Source organism: Flagellimonas halotolerans (assembly GCF_035818535.1).
Classification (GTDB): Bacteria; Bacteroidota; Bacteroidia; order Flavobacteriales; family Flavobacteriaceae; genus Flagellimonas; species Flagellimonas halotolerans.
On the sequence record NZ_JAYKYV010000001.1, the window covers coordinates 626,265 to 647,811 of the forward strand.

Annotated in this window: 15 protein-coding genes; 13 read left to right on the forward strand and 2 right to left on the reverse strand. The window is 43.9% G+C overall.

Annotated elements, in window-relative coordinates; genetic code table 11:
- The first annotated feature begins 137 nt into the window (after positions 1-137).
- From rimP to infB, 3 genes are read left to right on the forward strand one after another with little or no spacing between them, the layout of a single operon-like run.
- A complete protein-coding gene (rimP, locus tag VM932_RS02895) occupies positions 138-599 on the forward strand; it encodes a ribosome assembly cofactor RimP (RefSeq protein ID WP_326277062.1) in 462 nt (153 codons plus the stop codon).
- Positions 600-611: 12 nt separating this feature from the next.
- The gene (gene nusA / locus VM932_RS02900; protein ID WP_293167206.1) at positions 612-1,844 is read left to right on the forward strand and encodes a transcription termination factor NusA; all 1,233 of its coding nucleotides are present in this window, start codon (positions 612-614) and stop codon (positions 1,842-1,844) included.
- A gap of 42 nt (positions 1,845-1,886) precedes the next feature.
- Complete coding sequence (gene infB / locus VM932_RS02905; protein ID WP_326277063.1) at positions 1,887-4,619, forward strand: translation initiation factor IF-2; 2,733 nt, start codon at positions 1,887-1,889, stop codon at positions 4,617-4,619.
- A gap of 54 nt (positions 4,620-4,673) precedes the next feature.
- On the opposite strand, the gene VM932_RS02910 is transcribed toward infB, so the two are convergent.
- Positions 4,674-5,045, reverse strand: coding sequence for an SPOR domain-containing protein (locus VM932_RS02910; RefSeq protein ID WP_326277064.1), 372 nt, complete (start codon positions 5,043-5,045; stop codon positions 4,674-4,676).
- Positions 5,046-5,280: 235 nt separating this feature from the next.
- On the opposite strand from VM932_RS02910, the gene VM932_RS02915 reads away from it, so the two are divergent.
- From VM932_RS02915 to VM932_RS02955, 9 genes are all read left to right on the forward strand, one after another.
- Positions 5,281-6,648 (forward strand): cytochrome c3 family protein, encoded by a 1,368-nt coding sequence (locus VM932_RS02915; protein ID WP_326277065.1) that lies wholly within the window; start codon positions 5,281-5,283, stop codon positions 6,646-6,648.
- A gap of 32 nt (positions 6,649-6,680) precedes the next feature.
- Positions 6,681-9,800, forward strand: a complete 3,120-nt coding sequence (locus tag VM932_RS02920; RefSeq protein WP_326277066.1) for a TAT-variant-translocated molybdopterin oxidoreductase — start codon at positions 6,681-6,683, stop codon at positions 9,798-9,800.
- A 32-nt stretch (positions 9,801-9,832) separates the two neighbouring features.
- Positions 9,833-11,584, forward strand: a complete 1,752-nt coding sequence (gene nrfD, locus VM932_RS02925) for an NrfD/PsrC family molybdoenzyme membrane anchor subunit (protein WP_326277067.1) — start codon at positions 9,833-9,835, stop codon at positions 11,582-11,584.
- Positions 11,585-11,586: 2 nt separating this feature from the next.
- A complete protein-coding gene (locus VM932_RS02930; protein WP_326277068.1) occupies positions 11,587-12,114 on the forward strand; it encodes a DUF3341 domain-containing protein in 528 nt (175 codons plus the stop codon).
- A 4-nt stretch (positions 12,115-12,118) separates the two neighbouring features.
- Positions 12,119-12,688 (forward strand): c-type cytochrome, encoded by a 570-nt coding sequence (locus tag VM932_RS02935; RefSeq protein ID WP_326277069.1) that lies wholly within the window; start codon positions 12,119-12,121, stop codon positions 12,686-12,688.
- A 17-nt stretch (positions 12,689-12,705) separates the two neighbouring features.
- Entirely contained in the window at positions 12,706-14,043 is a 1,338-nt protein-coding gene (locus VM932_RS02940) for a quinol:cytochrome C oxidoreductase (protein WP_326277070.1), read from the forward strand.
- A gap of 36 nt (positions 14,044-14,079) precedes the next feature.
- A complete protein-coding gene (locus VM932_RS02945; protein ID WP_293167213.1) occupies positions 14,080-15,204 on the forward strand; it encodes a cytochrome c oxidase subunit II in 1,125 nt (374 codons plus the stop codon).
- A gap of 37 nt (positions 15,205-15,241) precedes the next feature.
- Complete coding sequence (locus VM932_RS02950; protein ID WP_163625358.1) at positions 15,242-17,065, forward strand: cytochrome c oxidase subunit I; 1,824 nt, start codon at positions 15,242-15,244, stop codon at positions 17,063-17,065.
- A 123-nt stretch (positions 17,066-17,188) separates the two neighbouring features.
- On the forward strand, positions 17,189-18,013 hold the full coding sequence (locus VM932_RS02955) for a GIN domain-containing protein (protein ID WP_326277071.1): 825 nt from the start codon (positions 17,189-17,191) through the stop codon (positions 18,011-18,013).
- 3 nt (positions 18,014-18,016) lie between these two features.
- On the opposite strand, the gene VM932_RS02960 is transcribed toward VM932_RS02955, so the two are convergent.
- Positions 18,017-20,269, reverse strand: a complete 2,253-nt coding sequence (locus VM932_RS02960; protein WP_326277072.1) for an acyl-CoA dehydrogenase family protein — start codon at positions 20,267-20,269, stop codon at positions 18,017-18,019.
- A gap of 126 nt (positions 20,270-20,395) precedes the next feature.
- Between VM932_RS02960 and ruvB the strand changes: the two genes are divergently transcribed.
- Positions 20,396-21,418, forward strand: a complete 1,023-nt coding sequence (gene ruvB, locus VM932_RS02965; RefSeq protein WP_326277073.1) for a Holliday junction branch migration DNA helicase RuvB — start codon at positions 20,396-20,398, stop codon at positions 21,416-21,418.
- Positions 21,419-21,547: the final 129 nt, after the last annotated feature.

Here is a 21,547-nt window from a genome sequence, read left to right on the forward strand (position 1 = left end):
GTAGATGGCAAAAGCTTTATTTTTGTGGTTGAATGAGTTGCAAATGCGATATTATTTGTTGTATATTTGCAAAACTGAACGGATATAAAAGTATTCATGAGGGGACCTTGAGTCCCCTCTTTTATTACTGATTTCTTATGTTGAAGGATAAAGTGAGGCAATTGTTGGACAATGCACTGGAAGAACATTCTTCCTTGTTCTTGGTTGATTTTACGGTTGGCGGCGATAATAGCATCAAAGTCGTTTTGGACGGTGATCAAGGAGTTAGTCTGCAAGATTGTATGAACGTTAGCCGGGCCATTGAACATAACTTGGATCGTGAGGAGGAAGATTTTTCCTTGGAGGTGACATCGGCTGGAGCTACATCGCCTTTGCAATTGCCGCGTCAGTACAACAAAAATATTGGAAGAAAATTACAGGTAAAGACCAGCTCCGGGAAATTGGAGGGAACACTGGTGGAAACCTCGACAGATAGTATTACCTTGGAATGGAAGGCGCGAGAGCCCAAACCAGTGGGTAAAGGAAAGATTACAGTGCAGAAAAAGCAGGAAATCGCATTTTCTGATATTCAAGAGGCAAAAGTTAAATTAAAATTTTAATTGTAGTAGAAAATGGAAAACCTAGCGCTCATCGAATCCTTTTCGGAGTTTAAGGACGATAAGTTTATTGACAGGGTTACCCTTATGGCGATTTTGGAAGAAGTGTTCCGAAGTGCGCTCAAGAAAAAATTTGGTTCTGACGACAATTTTGATATTATTATCAACCCCGATAAAGGGGATTTGGAGATATGGAGAAACCGTGTGGTTGTTGAAGATGGTGAAGTAGAAGAACCCAACGAGGAAATATCCTTGTCCGAAGCTAGAAAAATCGAACCCGATTTTGAGGTGGGCGAAGACGTTTCGGAAGAGGTGAAGCTGATTGATTTGGGTAGGAGGGCGATTTTGGCATTGCGTCAGAACCTGATCTCCAAAATCCATGAGCACGACAATACCACCATCTACAAACAATTTAAGGACTTGGAAGGTGAAATCTATACGGCCGAGGTGCACCATATAAGGCATCGTGCGGTTATTTTGTTGGATGATGAGGGAAACGAGATCATCCTTCCAAAAGAAAAACAGATTCCTTCCGACTTTTTCCGTAAAGGGGACAACGTTCGTGGTATTATCGAGAGTGTGGAGCTTAAAGGGAACAAGCCTACCATTATCATGTCCAGAACCTCACCGATTTTCTTGGAGCAATTGTTCTTCCAGGAAATTCCTGAGGTGTTCGATGGATTGATCACCATTAAAAAAGCGGTTCGTATCCCTGGTGAAAAAGCTAAGGTCGCAGTGGATTCTTACGATGATAGAATTGACCCCGTTGGAGCCTGTGTGGGTATGAAAGGGTCCCGAATCCACGGAATTGTGCGTGAGTTGGGCAACGAAAACATTGATGTGATCAACTGGACCAACAACCCACAATTAATGGTGACCCGGGCACTTAGTCCTGCTAGGGTGTCGTCCGTTAAATTGAACGACGAGAAAAAAACAGCTCAAGTATACCTTAAGCCAGAGGAAGTTTCCAAGGCCATTGGTAGGGGTGGGCATAACATACGATTGGCAGGTCAATTGACTGGTTACGAAATAGATGTGTTCCGCGAAGGTGTGGAGGAAGATGTGGAGTTGACCGAGTTTTCCGATGAGATAGAAAGCTGGGTGATCGAAGAATTCAAGAAGATCGGACTGGACACTGCACGTAGCGTTTTGGAGCAAGATGTAAAAGATTTGGCAAAGCGAACCGATCTAGAAGAAGAAACAATCCAAGAGGTCGTTCGCATCCTCAAGGAAGAATTTGAAGATTAGGCTTATATTAGCAGCGAAAATTTAGGGCAAGTAAAATTATTTATGGCAGAAAATCCAACAATACGACTTAACAAAGTTCTTAGAGAATTGAACATTTCACTGGATAGGGCAGTCGATTACCTAGCCTCGGAGGGGCACGAGGTAGAGGCGCGTCCTACCACTAAAATATCCAATGAGGTGTATCAAGTTCTGTTGGATGAATTCCAAACGGATAAGAGCAAAAAGGTTGCTTCCAAGGAAGTTGGTGAAGAAAAGCGCAAGGAAAAGGAGGCCATCCGAATCCGAATGGAAAAAGAACAAGAAGAGCGCAGATTGGCCAAAGAGAAAAAAGAAGCGGAACAGCAAGTTGTAAAAGCCAAGGCCGAACTTTCCGGGCCCAAGACCGTGGGTAAAATTGATTTGGATAAAAAACCAGATAAACCCAAGGAAGAGGAGCCGAAACAGGAAGAAGCGCCAAAAGCTGAGCCTGAAAAAGCCAAAGAAGAAGTAAAAGAAGTGGCGCCAGCCAAAGAAAAGACTGAAAAGTTGGAAGCTGAGGCCCCAGAAAAGAAAGAGGCTGAGGCCAAAGAAGAAAGTGCCGAAAGCAAAGAAGAGTCCGAAGGAGCCGAAAACGGAACCATAAAGACAAAATACCAAAAGCTTTCAGGCCCCAAGATAACCGGGGATAAAATTGACCTTTCCCAGTTCAAGAAACCTGCCAAAAAGAAGAAAGAGGATAGCCAAAAAGCCAAAGGCGGTTCATCCGATGCCGGAGAGCGTAAAAAACGCCGAAGAAGAATTGTGAAGAATGGCCCACAAGCTGGTGGTGGCCGAAATATAAGAGGAGGTGCTGCAAGAAAAGGACAGCGTTCAACTGCGCCTAAAGTAGAGCCAACCGAGGAGGAAGTACAAAAACAAGTACGGGAAACCTTGGAGAAGCTTCAAGGCAAATCCAGTAAGGGCAAAGGCGCCAAATATCGTAGGGAAAAGAGAGATCAGCACCGTCAACAAACGGAGAAAGATCTTGAGAAACAAGAAATGGAGAGCAAAATCCTCAAGGTGACCGAGTTTGTTACGGTCAATGAGCTTGCAACCATGATGAATGTTTCCACGACCCAGATTATTTCGGCCTGTATGTCCTTGGGTATCATGGTAACGATGAACCAGCGTTTGGATGCCGAAACCCTTTCCATCGTGGCTGATGAATTTGGTTACGAAGTTGAATTTGTAACCGCTGAAATCGAAGAAACCATCGAAGAGGTAGAGGATGTCCCTGAGGATTTAAAATCCCGTGCACCCATAGTTACCGTTATGGGGCACGTAGACCACGGTAAAACATCCTTGTTGGATTATGTTCGTCAAGAAAACGTAATCGCTGGCGAGAGCGGTGGAATTACACAGCACATCGGAGCCTACGGAGTTTCGTTGGAAGATGGACAAAAAATAACATTCTTGGATACACCGGGTCACGAGGCGTTTACCGCAATGCGAGCCCGTGGCGCCCAAGTAACGGATATTGCCATTATTGTAATTGCCGCGGACGATGATATTATGCCTCAGACCAAAGAGGCGATAAGCCATGCCCAGGCAGCGGGGGTGCCGATTGTATTTGCAATCAACAAAGTTGATAAACCTACAGCAAACCCCGATAAGATCAAAGAGGGCTTGGCCAGTATGAACCTGTTGGTGGAAGACTGGGGAGGAAAAGTTCAGTCCCACGATATTTCTGCCAAAACAGGGGAAGGGGTTAAAGAACTGTTGGAGAAAGTACTGTTGGAGGCCGAGTTGTTGGAACTTAAAGCAAATCCGAACAGGCTTGCATCCGGTACGGTTGTAGAAGCTTTCTTGGATAAAGGTAGAGGGTATGTGGCCACGATCTTGGTGCAGACCGGTACCTTGAACATAGGTGATTACGTTTTGGCCGGAACCTGTAGTGGTAAGGTCAAGGCAATGCACGATGAAAGAGGTAAGAACATAGAAAGTGCCGGGCCATCCACGCCAATTTCAATTTTGGGATTGGATGGAGCGCCACAGGCAGGTGATAGATTCCATGTGTTGGAAGATGAGCGTGAGGCAAAACAGATTGCAGCGAAACGCTCGCAGTTGCAACGTGAGCAATCCGTAAGAACACAACGCCATATCACCTTGGATGAAATTGGACGTAGAATCGCCTTGGGCGACTTCCAGGAATTGAACATTATCCTTAAAGGTGATGTGGATGGTTCGGTGGAGGCCTTGACGGATTCGTTCCAAAAATTGTCCACCGACGAGATACAGGTGAATATTATCCATAAAGGAGTTGGGGCCATAACAGAGTCCGATGTGTTGTTGGCAAGTGCTTCCGATGCGATTATAATCGGATTTAACGTACGGCCAATGGGCAATGCCAGGACCATTGCGGATAAGGAGGAAATCGATATCAGGACGTACTCCATCATTTATGATGCGATCAACGACCTTAAAGATGCCATGGAAGGTATGTTGTCCCCAGTGATGAAAGAAGAAATCACGGGTAACGCCGAAGTTAGGGAAACCTTCAAGATTTCCAAGATCGGAACCATTGCCGGTTGTATGGTCACCAGTGGTAAAATATTCAGGAACTCACGCATCAGGTTGATCAGGGACGGTGTAGTGATCTACACTGGGGAATTGGCCTCGTTGAAACGATTTAAAGATGATGTCAAGGAAGTGTCCAAAGGATATGATTGTGGACTACAGGTTAAAAACTACAATGATGTTAGGGAGGGTGATATTATAGAAGCCTTCCAAGAAGTAGCAGTGAAGAAAAAGCTGTAGGAAGAGATGATCGAATAAAAAAAATCCCGCCTTTAAAGCGGGATTTTTTTATGGCTAAGATTCTTTTTCTTTCGGTTTTAGTAGCATGGCATGCGGATATTTTTTACGCACCTCCAAATACTTCCTTTCGGCCTCCAATTTGGTCTTGAACCGTCCCAGTCTAACTCGGTAGGTGGGGGATTCAAACTCTATTTTGGAATACCAGTCCGGGAAATCAACTTCCACTTGGTTCAAGAGATCCAATGCTTTTTTATAGTTGCCAAAACCTACTTGAATCTGATAATATCCGGTATTGGAGCTAACCTTGGTGTAGAGTTTTACCAATTCATCGATCTTTGGGTCTTGTTGAATGTTCACTTGGGCGTTCTGAGCCGAAAGATGCGTTGTTAAGCCAATTAAAATTGCTGCAAATACAGTGGTTTTCATATTGTTCCTTTGTTGTATCGTTTACGCTTGTTGCAAATGTAGATTATTATGGGTTAATCATGTGGGAGCAATGTTATTTAGAATCCTTATAAATTATAAGTTATAAATACCTTAACATTTCAAAAAATGACTGTATGTCTTACTTTTGTTGCCATTCTTGGCAGGGTAAAAAGCTATTGCTCTCAAACTCAATAGAAAGAATCATGCCAAAGATTTCGATAGAAATTTCACGAATATGAAAAAGGTTTTATACCGCCATCTATTTTCTAAAGTTTTAGGTTTAACTTTCCTATTGTTCTCATCATCTTTTTATGCACAGGAAGAGGCTGAGGTCGCTACGGATGCTGCAGCGGAACAAACTGCCGATGCTGTTGGGGGCGACCCGGTAAAGGGGAAGCAATTGTTTAACCAGAACTGTGCTGCATGTCACTCCTTGGACAGGAAAATGACCGGTCCTGCATTGGCCAATGTGGAAACAAGGTTGATGGAAGATGAGGGGTTGGATAAAGAATGGATCTATGAGTGGATAAAAAACAGTCCTGCTGTTATATCTTCCGGCGATGCCTATGCAAACAAGATTTACGCAGAGTACAATCAGGCGGCAATGACGCCATTTCCAACATTGTCGAACGAGGATATTGACGATATTTTGGCTTATACAGCCGCACCTCCATCTACACCTGCAGCTACTGCAACTGCAACAACGGCTGGAGGAGAGGCAACTGGTTCGAGTTCGGGAATATCCAATGAGATGATTCTTGGGGCCTTGGCCTTGGTATTCGGTCTTTTGGTGGTCATGTTGGTCTTGGTGAACAAGACCTTGCGAAGAATCGCCGAAGCCAATGGGGTTGTTCTTGAGAAGGAAAAAGAAAAGCGTTTGCCTCTTTGGAAAGCATTTGTCCAAAACCAGTTCTTGGTTTTGGTAAGTGTGGTGTTCTTGCTATTGGCCAGTGCCTATTTCGCCTATGGTTGGATGATGCAAATTGGTGTGGATCAAGGTTATGCCCCTGTGCAGCCAATCCATTTCTCGCACAAAATTCACGCTGGTGACAATAATATTGACTGTAAATACTGTCATTCTTCTGCTAGGGTGTCAAAAACTTCAGGGATTCCATCTTTGAATGTTTGTATGAACTGTCACAAATCCATATACGAATACACCGGTAATCCGGAAGGTCCATCTGCAGAGGATTTGGCAGCAGGCCATACCAATGAATTTTATACCGGGGAAATCAAAAAATTATACAAGGCAGTAGGCTGGGATGAAGAAAACCAAAGCTATACGGGCGAGACACAACCTGTAGAGTGGGTCAGGATTCACCAATTGCCCGATTTTGCCTATTTCAACCACTCCCAGCACGTTTCTGTTGCCGGTGTCGAGTGCCAGACTTGTCACGGCCCGGTCGAGGAAATGGAGGTTGTGGAGCAGTTCGCTCCATTGACCATGGGGTGGTGTATCAATTGTCACCGCGAGACCAATGTCAAGGTTCAGGGCAATGCTTACTACGAAGCGATTCACGAGGAGTTGTCCAAGAAGTATGGGGTAGAGAAATTGACCGCCGCCATGATGGGTGGTCTTGAATGTGGAAAGTGTCACTATTAAGAATTAAAAGAAGATAATCTCAGATATATCGTATGGCATCAAACAAAAAATATTGGAAAAGTGAAGCGGAGCTGAATCCGAACGATTCCATTGTTGAGGCGCTAAAAAACAACGAGTTTACCGAAGAGATTCCCGTTGATGAATTTTTGGGCGACAAGGAAAACCTGTCTTCCTCGAACACATCCCGTAGGGATTTCTTGAAATATGTAGGTTTTAGTACGGCAGCCGCTACAGTGGCGGCCTGTGAGGGCCCTGTTCATAAATCCATTCCCTATGTGGTGCAGCCGGACAGTATTGTTCCCGGAGTGGCCAATTACTATGCCACTACCATTGCGGACGGTTTTGATTTTGCCAGCATCTTGGTGAAGACCAGGGAGGGAAGGCCCATCAAAATTGAAAACAATGCCGAGGCCAAGGTCAACGGAGGTGCCAATGCAAGGGTGCAGGCTTCTGTTTTGACCTTGTACGATAGCAAAAGGGTTCAGGGGCCAATGGCCAATGGTGAGCCCGTGGAATGGAAGGTGTTGGATGCAACCGTTAGGGCCAAGTTGAATGCCTTGAAGGGTTCAAGCAAGCAGGTGGTTTTGTTGACGCAGACTCACGCCAGTCCCTCAACTGCAAAATTAATATCTGAGTTTAAGGCAACTTACGGAGAAAATGTGAGCCATGTGGTTTACGATGCCATTTCCGAAGATGCCGCATTGAATGCATACCAAAAAGCTTATGGTGAGCGTGCCTTGGCCGATTACGATTTTGAGAAGGCCGATTTGATCGTTTCTTTCGGAGCGGATTTTCTTGGGGATTGGCAAGGTGGGGGTTACGACTCTGGCTATGCCAGAGGGCGTGTTCCAAAAAATGGAAAAATGTCGAGACACGTTCAGTTGGAGGCTAACATGTCTTTGACGGGTGCCAATGCCGACAAGCGATATCCGATGACGCCTACACAGCAAAAAATTGCCCTTGCCAAATTGTATGGTAAGTTGAACGGCAGTAGTGTTGGTGGAGGTACCTCTGATGTTGATCAAGCTGTTGATAAAGTTGCGGCCGAGATCAAAAAAGCAGGTAGCAAAGCAGTTGTTGTAAGCGGTCTTAATGACGAAAATGCACAGACTGTTGTGTTGGCCATCAACAAATTATTGGCCAGCGAAGCCTTTGATCCTGAAAAACCAAAATATGTACGCCAAGGTGATGCTGCAAAAGTGGCCAAATTGGTTGCCGATATGAACGCAGGACGTGTTGGGGCATTGATCATGGACGGCGTTAACCCAGCGTATACATTGCCAAATGCTGAAGAGTTCCTCTCCGGGCTTGAGCAAGTGGACGTGTCGGTTGACTTTGCATATATCAATGATGAAACGGCACAAGCGTCCAGTTATGTGGCTGCAGCTTCACATTATCTGGAGTCTTGGGGTGATGCCCAGTTCAAAAAAGGAGAATACAGCTTGATGCAACCAGCCATTCGCGAGTTGTTTGATACAAAACAGTTTCAAACAGCACTTTTGACATGGATGGGTGTCGAGAAAACATACTACGAGTACATAAAGGAAACTTGGAGTGCAGATGTGCTTCAGGGTGGATCTTGGAACCAAGCATTGCAAGATGGTGTGTTCGCCGCACCTGCAGTGGCTATTGAAGATACTGAGGCAACAACTATTACTGCATCTGAAGAAGGTCAGCCTGAAATAGTTCCGATAGCCTCAGCAATCCGTTCTTTGGTAAATTCAACAAGCCCGGGCACTGAGTTGGTGCTCTACTCCAAAGTTGGGATGGGTGATGGCCGTCAGGCCAACAACCCTTGGTTGCAAGAGTTCCCCGATCCTATTTCCAGGGTGTCTTGGGACAATTATGTAACGGTTTCCAAAGCTGATGCAGAATCTTGGGGACTTGAAAATACAATTGAGGCCGACGGTGGTGTTAATGGTAGCTACGTGAAATTGACCGTGGATGGTAAAGTGTTGGATAGTGTTCCGGTAATTGTCCAGCCAGGTCAGGCAATAGGTACTGTTGGTCTATCTTTTGGTTATGGTAAAAAAGCTGGAATGCAAGAGGAGATGGCCACTGGGGTCAACGCATATACTTTGTATGGAAACTTCTCCAATGTCCAGTCCGTAACTGTCGAAAAGTCGGACGGGGTACACGAGTTTGCTTGTATCCAATCACATAAAACATTGATGGGTAGAGGGGATATCATCAAGGAAACCTCCTTGGAAATATTCAATACCAAAGACCATGCGGAGTGGAACCCAATGCCTCACGTATCATTGAATCACCAAGAAATTCCAGTGACTTCGCCGGATGCGGATCTATGGGATGAATTTGATAGAAGCATTGGACATCACTTTAATTTGTCCATCGACTTAAATGCATGTACCGGATGTGGTGCTTGTGTTATAGCATGTCATGCAGAGAACAACGTTCCTGTTGTTGGTAAAGCTGAAATGCGTCGTTCAAGGGATATGCACTGGTTGCGAATCGACAGGTATTATTCTTCCGAAGAGACCTTTGAAGAGGATAACGAGAAGAAGGAAAGCATGGATGGTCTTTGGGGAGAAAAAGGTTCTCTTGGCGGATTCAGGGAGATGGAAGATCCATCTGCCAACCCACAAGTGGCTTTCCAACCTGTAATGTGCCAGCACTGTAACCATGCACCTTGTGAAACGGTTTGTCCAGTGGCTGCTACATCGCACAGTAGGCAAGGTCAAAACCATATGGCTTATAACAGATGTGTAGGTACTAGATATTGTGCCAACAACTGTCCATATAAAGTTCGTAGGTTCAACTGGTTCTTATATAGTGATAACGACGAGTTTGACTTTAACATGAACAACGACTTGGGTAAAATGGTTATTAACCCAGATGTTAATGTACGTTCAAGGGGTGTTATGGAGAAATGCTCCATGTGTATTCAAATGACCCAAAAAACCATTTTGGATGCCAAGAGAGATGGAAGAGTGATCAAGGATGGTGAGTTCCAAACAGCCTGTTCCGCAGCATGTAGCAGTGGAGCCATGGTGTTTGGTGATATCAATGACCACGACAGTAAAGTGGCAGCCTTGAAAGAAGATGATAGAATGTACCATTTGTTGGAGCATGTAGGAACAAAACCAAATGTGTTCTACCATGTGAAGGTTAGAAACACCAACGAGGCTTAATCAATAAAAAAGAAGTAACTAGAAGATAAATTATGGCGTCGCATTACGAAGCACCTATTCGAAAGCCCTTAGTGGTCGGAGACAAAGGATACCACGATGTAACAGTGGACATTGCCCGTCCGGTTGAGGGAAAGGCCAATAAACAATGGTGGATTGTATTCTCCATTGCATTAGTGGCATTCCTCTGGGGTCTAGGATGTATCATTTATACCATTTCCACGGGTATTGGGGTTTGGGGTCTTAACCGAACCGTTAACTGGGCCTGGGATATCACCAACTTTGTATGGTGGGTAGGTATTGGTCACGCAGGTACACTTATTTCGGCTGTACTCTTGCTTTTCCGTCAAAAATGGAGAATGGCGATTAACCGTTCTGCAGAGGCGATGACCATTTTCTCGGTTGTACAGGCAGGTTTGTTCCCGATTATCCACATGGGACGTCCATGGTTGGGTTACTGGGTACTTCCCATTCCTAACCAATTCGGTTCGCTTTGGGTGAACTTTAACTCGCCCTTGCTTTGGGACGTGTTTGCGATATCAACCTATCTTTCGGTATCATTGGTATTTTGGTGGACAGGTCTTTTACCTGACTTTGCCATGATTCGCGACAGAGCGGTAAAACCGTTCCAAAAGAAAATATATAGCCTGTTGAGCTTTGGTTGGACAGGTCGCGCAAAGGATTGGCAGCGTTTTGAGGAGGTTTCCTTGGTATTGGCCGGTTTGGCCACGCCTTTGGTACTTTCGGTACACACCATTGTATCCTTTGACTTTGCTACCTCGGTAATTCCAGGATGGCACACCACGATTTTCCCACCGTACTTTGTTGCAGGTGCGATTTTCTCTGGATTTGCCATGGTGAACACACTTTTGATCATTATGCGAAAAGTGTGCAGCCTTGAAGCCTATATCACCGTACAGCATATCGAATTGATGAACATTGTAATCATGATTACGGGATCCATCGTAGGATGTGCCTATATCACGGAGTTGTTCATTGCATGGTACTCCGGTGTGGAGTACGAGCAGTACGCCTTCTTGAACAGGGCTACAGGACCTTACTGGTGGGCTTACTGGTCCATGATGACCTGTAACGTGTTCTCCCCACAGTTTATGTGGTTCAAAAAATTGCGTACCAGCATCATGTTCTCTTTCTTTATCTCTATTGTAGTGAATATTGGTATGTGGTTCGAGCGTTTCGTAATTATCGTAACCTCATTGCACAGGGATTACTTGCCGTCTTCTTGGACCATGTTCTCCCCGACTTTTGTGGATATCGGAATCTTTGTCGGAACCATCGGATTCTTCTTTGTACTGTTCCTGTTGTATTCAAGGACATTTCCTGTAATTGCACAGGCTGAGGTAAAATCAATCTTGAAATCATCGGGGGAGAAATACAAAAAACTAAGGGATGCGGGAAAACCTTTGTATCAAATGCCACAAGGTGTAAACAAGGTGGTCAGCTACGATGAGCCTATTGCCGATGATGTTTTGATGGGCGAGCCCAAACCAACGGTTGGCGATAAAGTAGGAGTTTCTGAACTGTTGAGCGCTATCGGAACTTTTGATTCGGCAACAGAAACCCCCGACGATTTGAAAAAAATAAAAGGTGTGGGCCCTGAAATGGAACGTACCTTGAACGAGATAGGTATTTTTACCTATGTACAGGTCGCTAGAATGACAGAAAAAGAGTATGATTTGCTGGACTCCATTACAGGAAGATTCCCAGGTCGTGCACAGCGCGATGATTGGGCCGGTCAAGCAAAGTTGTTAAACGATAAAAAATAATTATGGCATCAAAAGTTATACAAGCACTTTACAACGATGACGATGTGTTGATGCATGCCGTAAAAAGGGTTAGGGCAGAGCACCATCATATTGAGGAAGTGTACACTCCGTTTCCTGTTCACGGTCTGGACAAGGCGATGGGACTGGCGGATACCCGGATAGCTATTACCTCTTTCCTGTACGGATGTTTGGGGTTGACGGTTGCCGTAGTTATGATGAACTATATCATGATCGAGGATTGGCCACAGGACATCGGTGGCAAGCCAAGCTTTAGTTACTTGGAAAACATGCCGGCCTTTGTTCCGATCATGTTCGAGCTTACGGTTTTCTTTGCAGCCCACTTAATGGTGATCACCTTTTACCTAAGAAGTAGAATGTGGCCGTTCAAAAAAGCGGAAAACCCCGATAAACGTACAACCGACGACCACTTTTTAATGGAAATAGGGTTGCACGATAACGAAAATGAACTTGCCGATTTGTTGTGGGAAACAGGTGCGGTAGAAGTAAAAGTTACAGAAAAGGAGTCTTAATAATATGAAGCAATTAGGTAAAATAAGTGTTGCTTTGGTCTTGGTGATGTTCGCAACTTCTTGCGCGGACAAGAACAGTCCAAACTACCAATTCATGCCAAACATGTACGAACCTGTAGGATATGAGACCTATCAAGGTGTGGACAATGGGTTGTTCCCCGATGGGACAGAGGCCCTTTTGCCACCAGAGGGTACCATTTCCAGAGGATACATGCCCTATGGGTTTGAAAACACTCCGGAAGGTAAGGAACTAGCAAGATTGAACAAAAGCCCTTTGGATTCCCTGAAACAAGAAGAGAACTTGGCAAAAGGAGCAGAGCTTTATGCAATTTATTGTGCCGTATGCCATGGGCCAAAAGGAGATGGGCAGGGCAATCTTGTGAAGAGAGAAAAAATATTGGGTGTTCCCAGCTATGATGACGTAGCTAGGGATATTACAGTTGGAACCACATATCACACAATCTATTACGGATTGAACTCCATGGGCTCATACGCCTCTCAGTTTGCCAGTGAGGAGGAGATGTGGCAAGTGTCCGAATATGTAATGAAGTTAAAGGAAGACCTAACAAAATAATAGGATAAGAAGAAACTATGTACACCTTTTCAAACAAACTTAGAATAGGATCTTTCATAGCCATGGGGCTTGGATTTATATTCCTTGTAATTGGTTTTATGTCTGCCCCATCAACTGTAGAAGAGGCCAAGGCCATGGTAGCAGTACATGACGATGGTCATGGTGGAGGGCATGCAGAGGAAGCAACCGATGGCCATGGTGAAGAACAAGGTCACGGTGCAGAAGCTTCGCATGGGGAAGCACACGACACATCCCACGACACCCATTTATTGCACCAATTGCAAAATAGGCCATGGTCCGCACTATACGTAGCTGCATTCTTTTTCTTTATGATATCATTGGGTGTCTTGGCATTTTATGCCATACAGCGCGCCGCACAAGCAGGTTGGTCCCCATTGCTCTTTAGGGTCATGGAAGGAATTACAGCTTATCTGGTTCCGGGCGGAATCATCGTATTTGTGATTTTATTGTTGTCCACATTGCACATGAACCACATGTTTGTATGGATGGATCCCGAAGTAGTGGCACACGATAAATTGCTGCAAGGTAAAGCCGGATACTTGAACCCGACCTTCTTTTTGATAAGAGCGGCCATATACTTGGGTGGATGGATTTTTTACCGCCAATATTCAAGAAAACTGTCCTTGGCACAGGATGAGTCCGATGATAACAGCAACTTTGTGAAAAACTTCAGATGGTCCGCTGGTTTCTTGGTATTCTATTTGGTAACCGAATCCATGATGTCCTGGGACTGGATCATGAGTGTAGATCCACACTGGTTCAGCACCCTGTTCGGATGGTATGTGTTTGCCAGTATGTTCGTTTCGGGCATTACAGTAATTGCAATGGTAACCGTTTACTTAAAGTCAAAAGGATATTTGGAAGATGTAAATGACAGCCATATCCACGATTTGGCCAAGTTTATGTTCGGTATCAGTATCTTCTGGACCTACCTTTGGTTCGCCCAATTCATGTTGATTTGGTATGCTGATATACCAGAAGAGGTAACCTATTTCGTGGCGAGGATTCAAGATTATAAACTGCCGTTCTTTGGAATGTTGGTCTTGAACTTTGTGTTCCCGTTATTGGTGCTTATGAACAGTGATTACAAGAGAATCAACTGGTTTGTGATCATGACAGGTATTGTGGTTCTATTTGGCCACTATTTGGATATATTTAATATGATAATGCCTGCAACGGTTGGTGACCAATGGTCTATTGGATTGCCAGAGATTGGTGGTATTTTGTTCTTCGGAGGTTTGTTCGTTTACTGGGTGTTTACTGCTTTGACAAAGGCACCATTACAGCCCAAACGAAACCCATTTATTGAGGAGAGTAGACATTTTCATTATTAATACAATACGACGATTTAAGTCTTAGATAGATATACGATGACTGCATTATTAACATTAACTGTTTTAGTACTGGTTGCGATTGCAATTTGGCAGATGACCAAAATTTTTGAATTATCGCAAACAAAAACAGAGCACGATGAGATTGCGAACGATTCCGATAATAAAAATAACGGCTACCTATTATTCGCCTTCCTGATTTTTATTTACGGAATAACTATTTTCAGTTTTGCCAAGTATTATAAGATGCTTTTGCCTGAGGCTGCATCCGAGCACGGGGCAGATTACGACCAATTGATGTGGGTTTCTTTCGCAATTATATTCTTTGTTCAAACCATAACACAAGCTTTGCTCCACTATTTTGGATATAAGTACAGGGGACAAAAGGGTAAAAAAGCACTCTTTTTTGCGGATAATGACAGATTGGAGTTCATTTGGACCATTATTCCAGTAATTGTACTGGCTGGTTTGATTCTTTGGGGATTGTACACATGGACCAATATCATGGACATCAACGAAGATGATGATCCGTTGATTGTGGAACTTTACGCACAACAATTTAACTGGACTGCTAGATACGGTGGAGACGACAACGTTCTTGGTGAAGCCAATGTTCGTTTGATTGATATTGCCAATGCCAATGTACTCGGTTTGGATGAGTCCGACCCCAACGCAGAAGATGACATTATTGTAAAAGAATTGCACTTGCCCGTAGGAAGAAAAGTGAACTTTAAAATGAGGTCACAAGATGTACTGCACTCTGCATACATGCCCCACTTTAGGGCGCAGATGAACTGTGTGCCCGGTATGATTACCCAGTTCTCTTTTACACCAACAGTTACAACAGAAGAAATGCGTTTAAACCCAGATGTTGTGGACAAGGTAAAAAGAACCAATGCCATTAGGGCACAAAAAGCAGCAGAAGGGATACCAAATAACGAACCGTGGGAGTTCGATTACGTATTGCTGTGCAACAAAATATGCGGAAAATCCCATTATAACATGCAGATGAAGATTATAGTGGAAACCGAGGAAGAGTTCAATAAATGGCTTGCCGAACAGAAAACCTTTAAAGAAACTGTTATGGTCGATGAAACGGAGCAAGCACATAACTTGGAAGATGACGCTGATATTGAATTGAGCGAAACAGCTTCGGTAGAATAACAAACAAAAGAGAATAACGAAATAAATTAATTGGAATATGTCTGAAGTAGCCCATGTAAATCACGATGATCACCACGATGATCACGGACATCACCATAAGGAAACCTTCATAACAAAATATATTTTCAGTCAGGACCACAAGATGATATCCAAGCAATATCTCATTACGGGTCTGATCATGGGATTCATAGGTATAGCCATGTCATTGTTGTTTAGAATGCAATTGGCTTGGCCAGGCGAATCTTTCGGTATTTTTGAAGCTGTTTTGGGCAAATGGGCCCCAGACGGTGTAATGGATGCCGATATCTATTTGGCATTGGTTACCATTCACGGTACATTAATGGTGTTCTTTGTATTAACGCAGGGATTGAGTGGTACTTTCAGTAACCTGTTGATTCCATTGCAAATCGGTGCACGGGATATGGCATCTGGGTTCATGAACATGGTTTCTTACTGGATGTTCTTCGTATCCTCTGTGATCATGATTATTTCATTGTTCGTGGAAGCTGGACCTGCAGCAGCAGGTTGGACCATCTATCCACCATTGAGTGCACTGCCCATGGCTCAGCCAGGTTCTGGTATGGGTATGACCCTTTGGCTGGTATCCATGGCCATATTTATCGCATCTTCATTGTTGGGGTCATTGAACTATATCGTAACCGTTATCAATCTTAGGACCAAGGGAATGTCCATGACACGTCTGCCTTTGACAATTTGGACATTTTTTGTGACCGCAATAATCGGTGTAGTTTCGTTCCCGGTATTGCTTTCGGCAGCCTTGTTGTTGATTATGGACAGAAGTTTTGGTACATCGTTCTTCTTGTCGGATATCTTTATTCAAGGTGAAGTATTGCATTATCAAGGGGGGTCCCCGGTATTGTACGAACACTTGTTCTGGTTCTTGGGTCACCCGGAAGTATATATCGTTATTCTTCCTGCTATGGGAATAGTTTCGGAGGTAATGGCCGTTAATGCACGTAAACCAATTTTTGGATATCGGGCGATGATTGCCTCTGTTCTGGCCATTGCATTTTTATCCACTATAGTATGGGGCCACCACATGTTCGTGTCCGGTATGAATCCGTTTTTGGGGTCAGTATTTACGTTTACGACACTTTTGATAGCTATTCCTTCTGCGGTGAAGGCATTTAACTGGATTACCACCTTATGGAAGGGTAATCTCCAGCTCAATCCTGGAATGCTCTTTTCAATAGGTATGGTGTCCACTTTCATTACAGGTGGTTTAACAGGTATCATTTTAGGTGACAGTACGCTCGATATCAACGTTCACGATACATACTTCGTTGTTGCCCACTTCCATTTGGTAATGGGTATATCCGCCCTGTATGGTATGTTTGCGGGCATTTATCATTGGTTCCCAAAAATGTTCCATGGAAGAATGATGAACAAAAATTTGGGTTATGTCCACTTTTGGATTACTGCAGTTTGTTCCTACGGTGTCTTTTTCCCAATGCATTTTGTGGGTATGGCCGGTGTGCCAAGACGTTACTATGAGAATACGGCGTTCCCAATGTTCGATGAACTGACCAATGTACAGGTTTTGATGACCGTGTTTGCGATTATTGCTGGTTTTGCCCAGTTAATATTCGTTTACAACTTTATCTCCAGTATTTTCTATGGTAAAAAAGGACCTGTTAATCCATGGGGTGCCAATACATTGGAATGGACAACCCCTCAAGAGCATATTCACGGTAACTGGCCGGGAGAAATTCCACATGTTTACCGTTGGGCCTACGATTATAGCAAAACATACGAAAATGGAGAGTACATTATTGCAGGGCAGGATTTTGTTCCGCAAAACGTTCCGCTTCAAGAGAACGAAGAAGAACTCAACCATTAAGATTACATTTATATTAGTGAGAAGGCCCGTCCGTTTTTGGATGGGCTTTTTTTGTTGGAATAGATTTTGAAGTGAATTGCATATCTTTAAAAAGCATTTCCCTTCATCAAAAAGAGAACCGTCATGAAAAAGTTACTAATCCTACTGTTGATATTGACCCCGATACTTTCCATTGCCCAACGTAAACCCAAAATAAAAGGCAGTAGAATCGTTACTGAAATAAGCGAGGAACTTCCGCCCTTTACTGCCATTATGTTAAATGATGACCTTGAAATCACACTCAATAGAGCATTGGGTCCAGGTTATCACCTTATCGCGGATGATAATTTGGTCGACATACTAAAATTTGAAGTGGAAGATGGAACTTTGGTAATCAGTTCTTATTACAATATTACGGCCAGAAAAGAATTGCAAATAACCGTTAACTATACCGAACTGCAGGCAATCACCTTAAAAAATGGCAGTATTCTCTCCAAGGATGTAATTCAATCCAACGAATTGTTTGTGGATGGGTTCAACAACACCAAATTCGACATAAAGGCCAATGCTGCAGTAATGGATATAAATCTGGAAGATACGAGCAGCGGGGATTTTCATGTGGAAGTAGATTCTTTGAACATTGACCTGAACAAAAGGGCCCAAGCCTATGTTTATGCCCAACTCAATACTGGAGCATTGGATCTCGAGGGCAATTCCTCCTTGACCATGGAGGGCACATCCGAACGATTACAGGTAAATTTACTGCAATCTGCCAAGTACAGGGGCGAAGGTATGCAAATAGGCTCCTGTACACTTACGATTGCCGGAAATGCCAATGCCAGGGTGTATGCATTTGGCGATATTAATATCAACGCCACGGGAAATTCCGGAATATACCTTTATGGAACCCCAAAAATTACCATATCGGAGTTTTTGAATACCTCCCAACTAATCAAAAAGGAAGAATAAAAATTACTTTGTGATCGGGGCGGTTAGGCAATGTTCTGGAATGCCAAAACCATCCACCAAGACTTCGATATGCGGTCTGAGCTCAGTTGATAACCTCTCTACCCGTTGTCGGATCGCTTTTGATTTTGTTCCGCCTACATACCCCTGTTCCAAAAACCATTTGGCATCCTGGTTAATTTGATCGAGTGCATAGAGACACCCTACCTTCTCCAGTAATGCACGGTATTTTAAATCTTCCAGTTGTTGATAGTGATCACAGAAGATGTTGTAAGCCAATTCCACACTGTAGGCTTTTCCCAAAGCCAATAAATGGGTCTGTACCTTTAAGAAAGCTTGATAGGAAGGAATCCCTTTTTTTATATAGTTTCGAATCCGCATCGCCAAGCTATAGGTCAATCTTCGGGTACGATAGTCAAAAGCGTGCTTGTGAAACTTTGGATTGTACAGATGCTTCGCATCAACTTTGTTGGAGTACAACGGATTAATGGCTGTCAGTTTATCCGAAAGCTGTGTCTGCAAAAGTTTTAATACCGATGCAAAACCTGCACTGTTGAATTCGGCCCTAAAATCGGAAAGAATGCCCTTGGCCGCCAGTTGCAGTAATACGGTGTTGTCACCTTCAAATGTGGTAAAAATATCCACGTCGCCTTTTAAATCGGCAATTCGGTTCTCCAATAAATACCCTTTCCCACCGCATGCCTCTCGACATTCTTGGATGGTTTCATTGGCAAACCAGGTTATAATGGATTTTAAACCCGCCACTTGGGTTTCAATTTTTCTTTTATCGGGTTGGGAATCATCACTGTAACGCTTCATCATCTCTTCCAGGGTAAAATGGTACACATAAGCGCCAGCAATCGCCGGAGTAAGCCTTAGTTGATGCGTGGGATAGTCCATGATCAAATCTTCTTGAACCTTTACATTATCATTGAACTGCCTGCGGTCCAGGGCGTACTTTACAGCGATGGACAAGGCCATTTTGCTACCTCCAAGGGCACCACGGGCCACACAAATGCGTCCGCCGACCAATGTTCCCAGCATGGTGAAAAATCGCTTGTTCGGATTTTTAATGGAGGAAAAGTAAGTACCGTCATCCCGTATTTCCCCGTATTTGTCAAGCAGGTTTTGTCTCGGCACCTTTACGTTGTTGAACCAGATTTTTCCATTATCAACGCCATTTAACCCCAACTTGTACCCATTGTCCTCAACGGTAATGCCTTTCAAAGTATCATGGTTTTCATTTCTGAGTGGAACCAAAATGGCGTGAACGCCTTCATTTTTGCCATTTACGATCAATTGGGCGAAAACGGTGGCCATTTTGGAATGTAAGGCATTGCCAATGTATTCTTTGTTGTCATTTTTTCCGGGCGTGTGTATAATAATCGAATCGGAAGATTTCTCATACGTAGCGGTGGTTTTAATGCCACGCACATTGGAGCCGTGCCCGGTTTCTGTCATGGCAAAGCAGCCCAATAACTTGGTTTCCCCGGCTTGGGCCAAGTATTGATCGTGATGTTTTTTTGTGCCCAGTTTCTGGATGCTTCCTCCAAAAAGACCAAATTGCACCCCAAATTTTACGGCCAAACTACCATCCACAAACATTAAGTGCTCAAAAATAGCCGCATAGGCAGGCATGTTCCCGGTTCCGCCATATTCAGCTGGGTAGGCCAAGGCGCCATACCCTGCTTCCCCCAAAAGCTGGACTTGATGCAAAACCCTGTTCCTAAAATCTTCTTTGTGTCTTAAAACCTGCCATGAAAAATCGGGCTTGTCCAAAAAACACCTGAAATCATCAACCACATTAGCATGTTCTCCCTTTAAAATTTCATCCAGAATGTTGGCCTCATATTCATCGGAAGTTTTTTCATGTACTACTTCCACATCAAACAAATGATTGTAGTGATTGGGCTGAATGCCCAAATGGACTTCAATATGTTTTAAATGATCGTTCAGATTTTCACCATTGACCAAGCGTTGGCTAAGGGAAGAAAGCGGGTAGGTGTCGCTTTCGATCAATTTTACCTTGGAATTGGCAATGGTCTGTTTCCAGTTCTTGATTTCATCATCAAAAGGAGGGGCATCTCTTTTTAACCATCTCAGTAATTGATGTTTTTCATCCGCATTCAAAGATGTATCCAGTTGGATCACTTTTTGTACGACCGAGATTTCTGAAGCAGATAGCAAATCATCGGACCAAATCACATAGAAAAAAGGGATGTATTGTAAGATTCCTATGGAATAATCTGTGGCAATCATATAAAGTTGTGTTGATGCAATTATACCTTTCCAAGGTAAGGTTTAGATTTTTAAGTTCCATCCCTACGGGTATTTTTGTGGATATAGTTTTAGGTGGATAGGGTTTTCAGTTATATTTGTTGAACTATGAACGAGAATTTAGATCCAACAGGTGAAAATCTTTCCCCGGAAGAATTCGATATAGAAAGAGCTCTACGGCCCGTTAGTTTTGATGACTTTACCGGGCAGGCCCGGGTATTGGGAAACCTCAAGATTTTTGTGCAAGCGGCCAACCTAAGGGGCGAAGCCTTGGATCATACACTTTTTCATGGTCCTCCAGGGCTTGGAAAGACCACCTTGGCCCATATTTTGGCCAACGAACTTGGTGTGAACATTAAAGTTACCTCTGGCCCTGTTTTGGACAAACCGGGAGATTTGGCCGGACTGTTGACCAACCTGGAAGAACGCGACGTCCTTTTTATTGATGAGATCCATAGGTTGAGTCCCATAGTGGAGGAATATCTGTATTCCGCCATGGAAGATTATAAGATCGACATTATGATCGAATCGGGCCCCAACGCCCGAACCGTCCAGATTAACCTTAGTCCGTTTACCTTGATAGGGGCCACCACTAGGTCTGGATTGCTTACCGCGCCCATGCGGGCAAGATTCGGAATTCAGAGCCGGTTGGAATATTACAACACCGAGCTGTTGTCCACCATTGTGGAACGTAGTGCGGAAATACTTCAGGTACCCATTACAAACGATGCAGCCATAGAGATTGCAGGACGAAGCAGGGGAACTCCCAGAATATGCAACGCACTACTGCGCAGGGTTCGGGATTTTGCCCAAATAAAGGGCAATGGAAACATTGACCTTGAAATCTCACAATTCGGGCTAAAAGCCCTCAATGTGGATGCCCATGGTCTGGATGAAATGGACAACAAGATATTGACGACCATTATCGATAAGTTCAAGGGAGGCCCTGTAGGAATCACTACACTTGCCACGGCGGTGTCCGAAAGTGCGGAAACCTTGGAAGAAGTGTACGAACCCTTTCTGATTCAACAAGGGTTTATTATGCGCACCCCAAGGGGCCGTGAAGTAACCGAGCTCGCCTATACCCATTTGGGAAAGGTAAAGGGCGGTACTCAGGGAGGTTTGTTTTAACCCCCTTTTACCTACAAAAAAATTCTTGGTGAAAAGAAACTGTTATACCATAACTTTTTGTACTTTAATAGGCTTCTTTGATTATAATGGCTTTATTTTTTTTGGATAGATGGTCCTGCCCAATATAAC

What these genes read in the sequence shown, in the direction of transcription:
- rimP (WP_326277062.1), top strand. Translation starts at nt 138, where the DNA reads ATGTTGAAGGATAAAGTGAGGCAATTGTTGGACAATGCACTGGAAGAA.
- nusA (WP_293167206.1), top strand. Translation starts at nt 612, where the DNA reads ATGGAAAACCTAGCGCTCATCGAATCCTTTTCGGAGTTTAAGGACGAT.
- infB (WP_326277063.1), top strand. Translation starts at nt 1,887, where the DNA reads ATGGCAGAAAATCCAACAATACGACTTAACAAAGTTCTTAGAGAATTG.
- VM932_RS02910 (WP_326277064.1), bottom strand. Translation starts at nt 5,045, where the DNA reads ATGAAAACCACTGTATTTGCAGCAATTTTAATTGGCTTAACAACGCAT.
- VM932_RS02915 (WP_326277065.1), top strand. Translation starts at nt 5,281, where the DNA reads ATGAAAAAGGTTTTATACCGCCATCTATTTTCTAAAGTTTTAGGTTTA.
- VM932_RS02920 (WP_326277066.1), top strand. Translation starts at nt 6,681, where the DNA reads ATGGCATCAAACAAAAAATATTGGAAAAGTGAAGCGGAGCTGAATCCG.
- nrfD (WP_326277067.1), top strand. Translation starts at nt 9,833, where the DNA reads ATGGCGTCGCATTACGAAGCACCTATTCGAAAGCCCTTAGTGGTCGGA.
- VM932_RS02930 (WP_326277068.1), top strand. Translation starts at nt 11,587, where the DNA reads ATGGCATCAAAAGTTATACAAGCACTTTACAACGATGACGATGTGTTG.
- VM932_RS02935 (WP_326277069.1), top strand. Translation starts at nt 12,119, where the DNA reads ATGAAGCAATTAGGTAAAATAAGTGTTGCTTTGGTCTTGGTGATGTTC.
- VM932_RS02940 (WP_326277070.1), top strand. Translation starts at nt 12,706, where the DNA reads ATGTACACCTTTTCAAACAAACTTAGAATAGGATCTTTCATAGCCATG.
- VM932_RS02945 (WP_293167213.1), top strand. Translation starts at nt 14,080, where the DNA reads ATGACTGCATTATTAACATTAACTGTTTTAGTACTGGTTGCGATTGCA.
- VM932_RS02950 (WP_163625358.1), top strand. Translation starts at nt 15,242, where the DNA reads ATGTCTGAAGTAGCCCATGTAAATCACGATGATCACCACGATGATCAC.
- VM932_RS02955 (WP_326277071.1), top strand. Translation starts at nt 17,189, where the DNA reads ATGAAAAAGTTACTAATCCTACTGTTGATATTGACCCCGATACTTTCC.
- VM932_RS02960 (WP_326277072.1), bottom strand. Translation starts at nt 20,269, where the DNA reads ATGATTGCCACAGATTATTCCATAGGAATCTTACAATACATCCCTTTT.
- ruvB (WP_326277073.1), top strand. Translation starts at nt 20,396, where the DNA reads ATGAACGAGAATTTAGATCCAACAGGTGAAAATCTTTCCCCGGAAGAA.